This window comes from Deltaproteobacteria bacterium, from assembly GCA_013151235.1.
Classification (GTDB): Bacteria; CG2-30-53-67; CG2-30-53-67; order CG2-30-53-67; family CG2-30-53-67; genus JAADIO01.
Genome location: JAADIO010000005.1, coordinates 120,045 through 127,658 on the forward strand (window position 1 = coordinate 120,045; position 7,614 = coordinate 127,658).

The window sequence follows — 7,614 nt, forward strand, 5'->3', positions numbered from 1 at the left end:
CCGTCTCCCCCCTACGCCCGGGCCCGGGGATAGGAACCAAGGACCTTCAGGAAGAAGGCGTCCTTTCCCAGCCGGTCCAGGGCTTTGCGTATCGGCGGGTCCTGCTCGTGACCTTCCAGATCGACGAAAAAGACATACTCCCAGGCCTTCTGGCCCGAAGGACGGGATTCAATCTTGGTCAGGTTGATCCCCTCCTCGGCAAAGGGCTGCAGGAACCGGAACAGGGCGCCCGGCTCATTCCTGAAGGCAAACACGACCGAAGTCTTGTCATCACCGGTCGGCTGCGCCGGCTCTTTTGCAATCGTCAGGAAACGGGTAACGTTGTCGGTATTGTCTTCTATCCTTTTCTCGATCACTTTCAATCCATAGTGCCGGGCCGCGGCATCGCCGGCAATGGCGGCCGCCTCGGGATCTTCCGAGGCCCGCTGTGCCGCTCCGGCCGTACTCTCCATATCGATGATCGGCAGATGGGGGATATGCTGCTCGATCCAACGGCGGCACTGGGCCGTCGGTTGCGGAAACGAGTAGACCTTGCGGACCTTCTCCATCTCCCCGGAAAGGCTGAGGAGAGAATGAGAGATCGGAAGCAGGATCTCGGAGGTGATCTTGAGTTCAGACCTCATGAAGTTATCCAGGGCATTGTTGACCACCCCTTCGATCGAGTTTTCAATGGGAACCACACCATAGTGTACACGACCCCGTTCCACCTCATCGAAGACCTCGCTGAAACTGCGCACCGGGATCAGGCAGGCGGAACTCCCGTAATTTTTCAGACAAGCCAGATGAGAGAAGGTCCCTTCCGGACCGAGATAGGCCACCTTGACCGGTTCCTCGAGCGCCAGGGATGCGGACATGATCTCCCGGTAGATTGCCTCCAGAGCCTCGTTCGACAACGGCCCGGGATTCAACTTCCCGATTCGCTCCAGGACCGCCTTCTCGCGGGAAGGAGCATGAAAATTCCGGTTCTCCCGGCTCTTCAACTCCCCGATCCGCCGGGCAATCGAAGCCCGTTCGTTCAGCCCTTTGAGGAGGGCCTCATCGATGGAATCGATTTTCCTGCGAAGGTCTTCCAATGAAGTCATTGCGAAACAGTTTTCCTTTCCTGGGGCCGCACCAGAAAATCGGGTTCAGGAATTTGCAGTTTAACGGACTCTCCCGAACGAATCAATCAATTTCTGAAACAGGAGCAGAACTGCGGGAAGGGGCGGCGGGCCTTCTATTCGGGCGGACGCACGGTCAGGACCGGACAGGAGGCGCTTCGAACCAGTTTCTCCGTTGTACTCCCGAGCAGAAAACGGGAGAGTCCTTTGCGGCCATGGGTCCCCACCACGACAAGATCGACATGCTCCTCACGAATCACCTCAAGCAGTTCATGAATCACATCGCCGATCTTCATAATTTTCTTGACGGAAACACCCTGGTTGATTATTTCAGCCGCATGTTGATCCAACGCCTTGGTCACCTGTTCCCGGATCAGCTCCTCCATCTGTGTCGCGGCATGGACCTCGCTGTAGGCATCATACATTTCATACCGGATATCGACGATGGAAACGAGAACGACCTCCGCCTGAAGTGCCCGGCAAAGATTCACGGCATACTCAAGGGCATAATGAGAATATTCGGAACCATCCGTGGGAATCAGGATTCTTTTGATAAAGGACATGGCTGCACCTCCCTCTCTAATTTACCGGACCGACGGCTTATTCCCCGCCGCATTCTCCTTCGTCCCCCCGGATCTTATCCAGGGCATGCGGAAGGGCGGGAAGGAGAACGGCAAGGTTTTCCCTGACCCCCCGGGGACTGCCGGGAAGATTCACGATCAACGTTTCCTTCCGGATCCCGCAGACGGCCCTCGAAATCATGGCATGGGGGGTCTTCTTCAGGGAGGCCGCCCGCATCGCTTCGGCCATCCCCGGCAGTTTCCGGTCGAGGACCCGCAGGGTTGCATCCGGTGTCACATCCCGGGGAGAAACGCCGGTTCCTCCCGTGGTCAGAATCAGATCGACTTCTCTACTGTCCGACAACCGACGCAGAACCGCCTCAATCTCCGGCTGTTCATCGGGAAGAATCTCCTGGAACACCACCTTCGCGGAAAGGGAAAGAATCATCTCCCGCAGAACCCCGCCGCTGACATCCTCCCGTTCCCCCCGGGCCCCCTTGTCACTCAACGTCAGCAGAGCCACCCGGTAGAACCTGTTTCGTTCCTGCCCTTTTTCCACCACTTCAGCGGTCCTCCCCCGACTCCAGCACCGTAAGGAGATCTCCCGGCCGGACCACACCCCCGCGTAAGACCCGCACAAAAATCCCCTCCTTCGGCATCACGCAATCACCGGCCTGACGGTAGACGGCACAGCGACTGCCGTGGCACTCCTTCCCGATCTGCGTCACCTCGATTTCAATCTCTTCCCCGATCGAAAGTTGTGTCCCCACCGGGAGACTCAGCAAGTCCATCCCCTCGGTCGTCAAATTCTCCGCAAAATCTCCGGGACCGACATCAAGTCCTTTCTCCTGCATTCCGGCGATACTCTCAATGGCCAGCAGGGAGATCTGCCGGTGCCACTTCCCGGCATGGGCATCCGATTCGATCCCGTAACCCGCTCTCACCTCGGCCGAGGGAACGCTCTTTTTCTTCTCTCCCTTTTCGGCGCTGACATTGACGGAAACAATTCGTCCCAACTCTCTTTTCTCCTTCAGAGATCCAACGTCAAAAAAGGGCCCGGCAAACGGATGAGAGTCTCTCAAGATAAAACTTGGAAAGTACCGCGTTTGTCGGCGGTCCGCACGAGCGACTGGTTGGACCGTCCAGCTGCTTACACCGTTGCTTCCGCATGCAACTTCAAACCAAGCGCTTTCAATACCTTAAGGATCGTATCAAAATTAGGGGTTCTTTCACCGGAGAGCGCCTTGTAAAGACTTTCACGCGACAGGCCGGCATCACGAGCCACTTGCGACATACCTTTGGCACGGGCAATATCACCTAAGGCTTTAGCAATGAATGCAGCATCACCATTTGCCTCTTCAAGACAAGCCTCAAAATAGGTGGCCATCTCTTCCGGAGTACGAAGATACTCGGCGACATCGTATCGGGTAGTGATGGTTTTCGCCATGATATACTCCTATAAATTTTGCGCCAGGCGCAAGGCAGTCCTGATATCTTCGGCCTGGCTGTTTTTGTCACCACCGGCCAGCAAAACAACCAAGGTCCTCCTGTGCTGTTTGTAATAAACCCGATAACCAAGTCCGTAGTCAATTTGCACCTCTGAGATGCCTGCACTGACAGGCCTGGCATCTCCTGGATTTTGGCTGCCGACCGTTTAACTCGCACCAGAATACGAGCACGGGCCCGAATGTCCCTTAAACCGTTGAACCATTTTGCAAAAACCTCCGTCTTGCGAATCTCAACCATGGCCACACTGTAGCCCAAAGGATACACAATGTCAATAGACAATTGTTAATACCATGGCAGGAGCTTGGGGTCATGCCCTCGAGAGCAGTCCTCTTGGGATCTTTAATCTTTTGGGGTCTTTAATTCTTGATGGTCTCGTAAAAAATCCAAGACCCTTTCATCTATAGCGCATGCGGAGGTGGCGGGATCACTATCCCTTGACCTGGCGACGGTGGTGGAACCTGCCCCGGAGGTGGCGGAGGCGTTGTTTGCCCATATCCAGGGTCAGATGGCGTACCCAGCAAAGGTGTTTTGTCTTGTGCGTTTGCTATGGCCATTCCTTCCACCAACAGTAATGTTAGTACTAGCGGAACTACGATCAGTCGAAAATTAGTCATTATAGTTCTCCTTTTGTTTTGTATTTTTTTATCTCTTTTTCCAATGCTCCAAGTCTGGCGCCCATAGCAACCAGCTCGTGCCAGACGAAATATCCAACAACGGAGATCAACACCCATGACAATATACCCGTGCCGCCTGGGCCAACTATGGGTGGCATTGGACCGACTAAAGCACATCCGGACAATGACACAATGACCGTCGTCACGCTGATGAGGAAAACTAGTCTTGGTACATGTTTCATGAAATCTTCCTCTTTTTATTTCTTACGTGTAACGATTGAAAACATCGGCGCTAGACAGCACAGCTGTTTGGCGTCCGGGTGCCTTGATTGGTGAGCCAATTAGTAACACTTATAAAAAATCGTTTTACACAATGACAAATAGGTCTGCTCGATACGGCGGCTGTAATGGCGGGAACGCAGGGCCTCCAATAACCCGGTCGAGACGTCTCGGCTTTTGGGGTCGTGGCCGCTGCATGGCAAAAACGCTAAGGGGGGAGGCACAAACGATCGGAGGAGAAATAGTATCCAACATTTTGCACCTATTTTTCAGGATGAATATACGTGATACTATATTTTGGACTTTCTTCTGTCAAGGCCTTTTTAGCGACATCCGCCGAGGGTAAACCCCGGCGCTGCAAGACTTTTGCTTTTGACCTTTCAAATTCCCCCATCCCCCCTTTAGCTAAAAAGGGGGAGCACAAGGCCGTGGTCCATCGCTCTTGATCCTTGTCTTTTCCCCGTGACACCCCGTGTCCCCCGTGGTTAAATGCTTCCGACTTTGATCTTGCCCTTGCCTAAGCTCGATGATCTCCGCTTCACCTGTCTCCTGCAAAACCGGGGGAAGTCCCGGTGCGGAAGCCCGGTGTCAGAGCAGTTGAGGATTCCGGAAGGTCCCCTGAATCCGGAAGGAATAATAACCCTTCGAATCCGGCGTTTTGTGAAAGAACCGAGCCACCCCCTTCAGGTTGATCGGATCATCCGCCTGCGCCTTGAGATGTGCCGTCAGGTTGAGTGGGCTCTCCCGTATATCCCGTGCATCAAGTCGGACTTCACCGTCGATTTCCGCCAGCAGGATGTCGCTGGCAACATGACATTTCCGAATCCTGAGAACCCCTTCCCTCAGGTCGGTCTTCACCTCGATGGCCTGGAAGTTGAAATCGGGAAGATCGAGCCCCTGAATCAGGATATTCCGGACACTCCCGTTCTTCAGGGATGCCGTAATTTTGCCCGTTGCCTTGAGATATCTCCCCTCCTCCGGCACCCGAATTGTCCCTTCACCGCTCAGTCGTCCATCAATTTTAAAGTCCCGCAGATAAAAGGGGGACAGCACATCCTCGATCCGGAGCTGCGCCACTTGGAGGAAATATTTCCCCGCCCCTGAAGAAAAGGGGCGCCGGATCCGGACGCTGCCGGAGAGTGTCCCGCCGTATCCTTTCCCCTGAAAATCCGCACGGACTCTGCCTCGGAACAGAGACCAGGGGGAGACCCGGAGGGAAAGCAAATTGCCCCGGTAGATCGGGATTTGTCCGTCCCCATTGGGCAGCAGAATCTCTACGGGCTGGAATGAACAACGCAGCGGCAGGTGAAAATCGAAGTGATCATAACGCATTGTGATCTTTCGCTCTTCACTGAAGCGGTGGATCAGGCTTTCAGCCAAGCGGCCGTAAGGAAAGAAGATCAGCAGCAGAAGGCAGAACAAAAACAGTCCGTAGAGAACGTACAGGATCGAAAAACCTCCGTGATTCCCTTTCATCGGTTCTCCCCGTGAATGAATAATTCTTGTCGAAAGCCTTTGTTTTTTGATAAGTTAAATGGTAACTACTCAGGTCACCTCTCTTTTTCCGTATGACTGCGTTGTTGCGGTGCTCAAATCCTCAACGTATGAAAAATACGCCGAAGGTGTCCGCGCTCCTCACGCCTTGTCCTGCAGGAAAATAGAAGCAACCTGAGCAGTTACGTTAAGTGAATTAACCTAACGAGGGAAGGAAAGCAATGTCAAGAAGAAAGTTGGCGCTGGAATGTTCGCTGGTTACGCTTTTTCTCTTTCTCTTTGTGGCAGCGCTCCATCTTCTGCCCCTGCCCTCCGGGCTTCTCCGTTTCGGGAATGCGCTACTCACCCCCGGCTGGATCCTCCTCCCCTGGATTCTGCTGACCCTTCACGGAGAACCGTTCGAAAATTTCGGATACCATCTTAACGATCTTCGCCGGTCGATCGGAACGGGACTGCTCGTATCGGTCCTGCTCCTAGTCCCCTATTTTCTTCTCTATCGATTCTGGATCGGCAAACCTTCCCTGCACTTCGGAAACGGACACGAGACGGCCCGCTGGCTGAAGATGTGCCTCTACCAGTTCACCGTCATAGCCCTGCCGGAAGAGTTCTATTTCCGGGGGTACCTCCAGACCCGCCTCAATCGGATTTGGGGTCGCCCCCATCACCTCTTCGGTGCCCCCTTCGGCCCGGGGCTGATCGTCACCTCCCTGATCTTCATGTTCTTTCATCTCCTCCTTGCCGTCAACCTCTGGAACGTGGGGATTTTCTTTTCCGCCCTCGTCTTCGGATGGCTCCGGGAAAAGACCGATTCCATCATCGCGCCGATCCTCTTCCATGCCCTTTCCAATATCGCCCTTTTTTCCTTTCAGGGGAGGTTCTAAAAGGAAGAATGAAAAGCGCCTCATTCAACTTTGAACCGGATCTCGCGCTCTCCTTCCAGGGGTTGACCCTCCTCGTCGGATCGAACAACCCCCGTCTCGTGAGGGAGATTGAAAGGGAACTTTCCTTTCTGACGACAACGGGTACCGGAGGGAGCGAAGTGCTCCGCTACTTCTTCCACGATCGGACCCTTCCGGTCCGGGACGATTTTTCTCCCCCCCCCGTCGAGCCAAAAGATCAGATGCAACTTTCTGAAAGGATAACCGGATTCTTTCCCCTCGATAAGCCCGGCGCGTGGGTGATAGCGGATCGGGGATACCGATGGGATGAGGCGGTCATCGCCTCCATCAATATCCTCTCCAATCTCGCCACCCTGGCGCTTGGAAGAAGCCGAGGCACCTTTACCTTCCACGGGGCCGCCCTCGTCCGGAACGACTCGGCGCTACTCCTGCCGGGAATGACCGGCTCCGGAAAAACGACGGTCAGTTTCGCCGCCACTCTCTCCGGCTGGACCTGCCTGACCGATGAATGGACCATCCTCCTCCCCGGTCCCCCTTTCAAACTTATGGGCTTTCCCCGCGGATTCCGGGTCTACGGGGAAATTGTCAAACGCTATCCGCAGATCTTCCGGAAAGAACGATTGGCCGGCAAATATGCCGCCTTCGAGGACCGCGGTTTTCTCATCCTCCAGGAGATCCGGGACCGGACCCCCTTCGACCGCTCCTATCCCATCGCAAAAATCGTCATCCTGGACCATCAGGCGGGAACGGATCAACCGGTGCTGACGCCCGCCGGCACGGGGGAGGCGACCTACGAACTCCTGACCTCACTCTTTGGAGCCAGCCGGAAGGAGGAAGGGATAAGTGCCACGGAGTACAACCGCCAGGGTTTCTCCATCGTCCGGAGCCTCATTGAATATGTACCGGTCTTCCGTCTCACCTGTAATATCTTCCGACACCTCCCTGAGATCCCCTCCCTTCTCGACACACTGGTCCCCGGCCCCTGATCTGCAGACGGAGGATTTTATTGACAGACTGCGGGAGCGTCGGTTAAACTATAATAAAGTCGTGTTTTTACAGGGATTTTTATTGATGGTGTCGTAAAAAGTCACGAAGCCCTTCGACAAGCTCAGGGCGAACGGTGTAAGTGATTGATATTCCGTTCGTGGTGAGCCTGTCG

Annotated in this window: 9 protein-coding genes and 1 pseudogene; 2 read left to right on the forward strand and 8 right to left on the reverse strand. The window is 54.6% G+C overall.

Features of this window, described 5'->3' with window-relative positions; genetic code table 11:
* Positions 1-11: 11 nt before the first annotated feature.
* From pheA to gspN, 8 genes and pseudogenes are all read right to left on the reverse strand, one after another.
* Positions 12-1,082 carry a prephenate dehydratase gene (gene pheA, locus GXP58_01430; GenBank protein NOY52265.1) on the reverse strand — a complete coding sequence of 357 codons (1,071 nt, stop codon included), beginning with the start codon at positions 1,080-1,082 and terminating at the stop codon, positions 12-14.
* Between the two features lie 134 nt (positions 1,083-1,216).
* Positions 1,217-1,663, reverse strand: a complete 447-nt coding sequence (locus GXP58_01435) for a universal stress protein (protein ID NOY52266.1) — start codon at positions 1,661-1,663, stop codon at positions 1,217-1,219.
* 37 nt (positions 1,664-1,700) lie between these two features.
* The gene (locus GXP58_01440; protein NOY52267.1) at positions 1,701-2,219 is read right to left on the reverse strand and encodes a MogA/MoaB family molybdenum cofactor biosynthesis protein; all 519 of its coding nucleotides are present in this window, start codon (positions 2,217-2,219) and stop codon (positions 1,701-1,703) included.
* A 4-nt stretch (positions 2,220-2,223) separates the two neighbouring features.
* A complete protein-coding gene (locus tag GXP58_01445; protein NOY52268.1) occupies positions 2,224-2,676 on the reverse strand; it encodes an MOSC domain-containing protein in 453 nt (150 codons plus the stop codon).
* Between the two features lie 134 nt (positions 2,677-2,810).
* Positions 2,811-3,107: a putative addiction module antidote protein gene (locus tag GXP58_01450; protein ID NOY52269.1), complete on the reverse strand. Its 297-nt coding sequence runs from the start codon at positions 3,105-3,107 to the stop codon at positions 2,811-2,813.
* A gap of 9 nt (positions 3,108-3,116) precedes the next feature.
* A pseudogene (locus GXP58_01455) lies at positions 3,117-3,406 on the reverse strand (type II toxin-antitoxin system RelE/ParE family toxin).
* A 376-nt stretch (positions 3,407-3,782) separates the two neighbouring features.
* On the reverse strand, positions 3,783-4,025 hold the full coding sequence (locus tag GXP58_01460; GenBank protein ID NOY52270.1) for a hypothetical protein: 243 nt from the start codon (positions 4,023-4,025) through the stop codon (positions 3,783-3,785).
* A gap of 625 nt (positions 4,026-4,650) precedes the next feature.
* On the reverse strand, positions 4,651-5,538 hold the full coding sequence (gspN, locus tag GXP58_01465) for a type II secretion system protein GspN (GenBank protein ID NOY52271.1): 888 nt from the start codon (positions 5,536-5,538) through the stop codon (positions 4,651-4,653).
* A gap of 239 nt (positions 5,539-5,777) precedes the next feature.
* Between gspN and GXP58_01470 the strand changes: the two genes are divergently transcribed.
* Both GXP58_01470 and GXP58_01475 read left to right on the forward strand, forming a co-directional pair.
* On the forward strand, positions 5,778-6,437 hold the full coding sequence (locus GXP58_01470) for a CPBP family intramembrane metalloprotease (protein ID NOY52272.1): 660 nt from the start codon (positions 5,778-5,780) through the stop codon (positions 6,435-6,437).
* A gap of 8 nt (positions 6,438-6,445) precedes the next feature.
* Complete coding sequence (locus tag GXP58_01475) at positions 6,446-7,441, forward strand: hypothetical protein (GenBank protein NOY52273.1); 996 nt, start codon at positions 6,446-6,448, stop codon at positions 7,439-7,441.
* Positions 7,442-7,614: the final 173 nt, after the last annotated feature.

Bases quoted from the DNA above. Each gene is read 5' to 3' on its own strand.
- GXP58_01450 (NOY52269.1), bottom strand. From the start codon at position 3,107: ATGGCGAAAACCATCACTACCCGATACGATGTCGCCGAGTATCTTCGT.
- GXP58_01460 (NOY52270.1), bottom strand. From the start codon at position 4,025: ATGAAACATGTACCAAGACTAGTTTTCCTCATCAGCGTGACGACGGTC.
- pheA (NOY52265.1), bottom strand. From the start codon at position 1,082: ATGACTTCATTGGAAGACCTTCGCAGGAAAATCGATTCCATCGATGAG.
- GXP58_01435 (NOY52266.1), bottom strand. From the start codon at position 1,663: ATGTCCTTTATCAAAAGAATCCTGATTCCCACGGATGGTTCCGAATAT.
- GXP58_01475 (NOY52273.1), top strand. From the start codon at position 6,446: ATGAAAAGCGCCTCATTCAACTTTGAACCGGATCTCGCGCTCTCCTTC.
- GXP58_01470 (NOY52272.1), top strand. From the start codon at position 5,778: ATGTCAAGAAGAAAGTTGGCGCTGGAATGTTCGCTGGTTACGCTTTTT.
- gspN (NOY52271.1), bottom strand. From the start codon at position 5,538: ATGAAAGGGAATCACGGAGGTTTTTCGATCCTGTACGTTCTCTACGGA.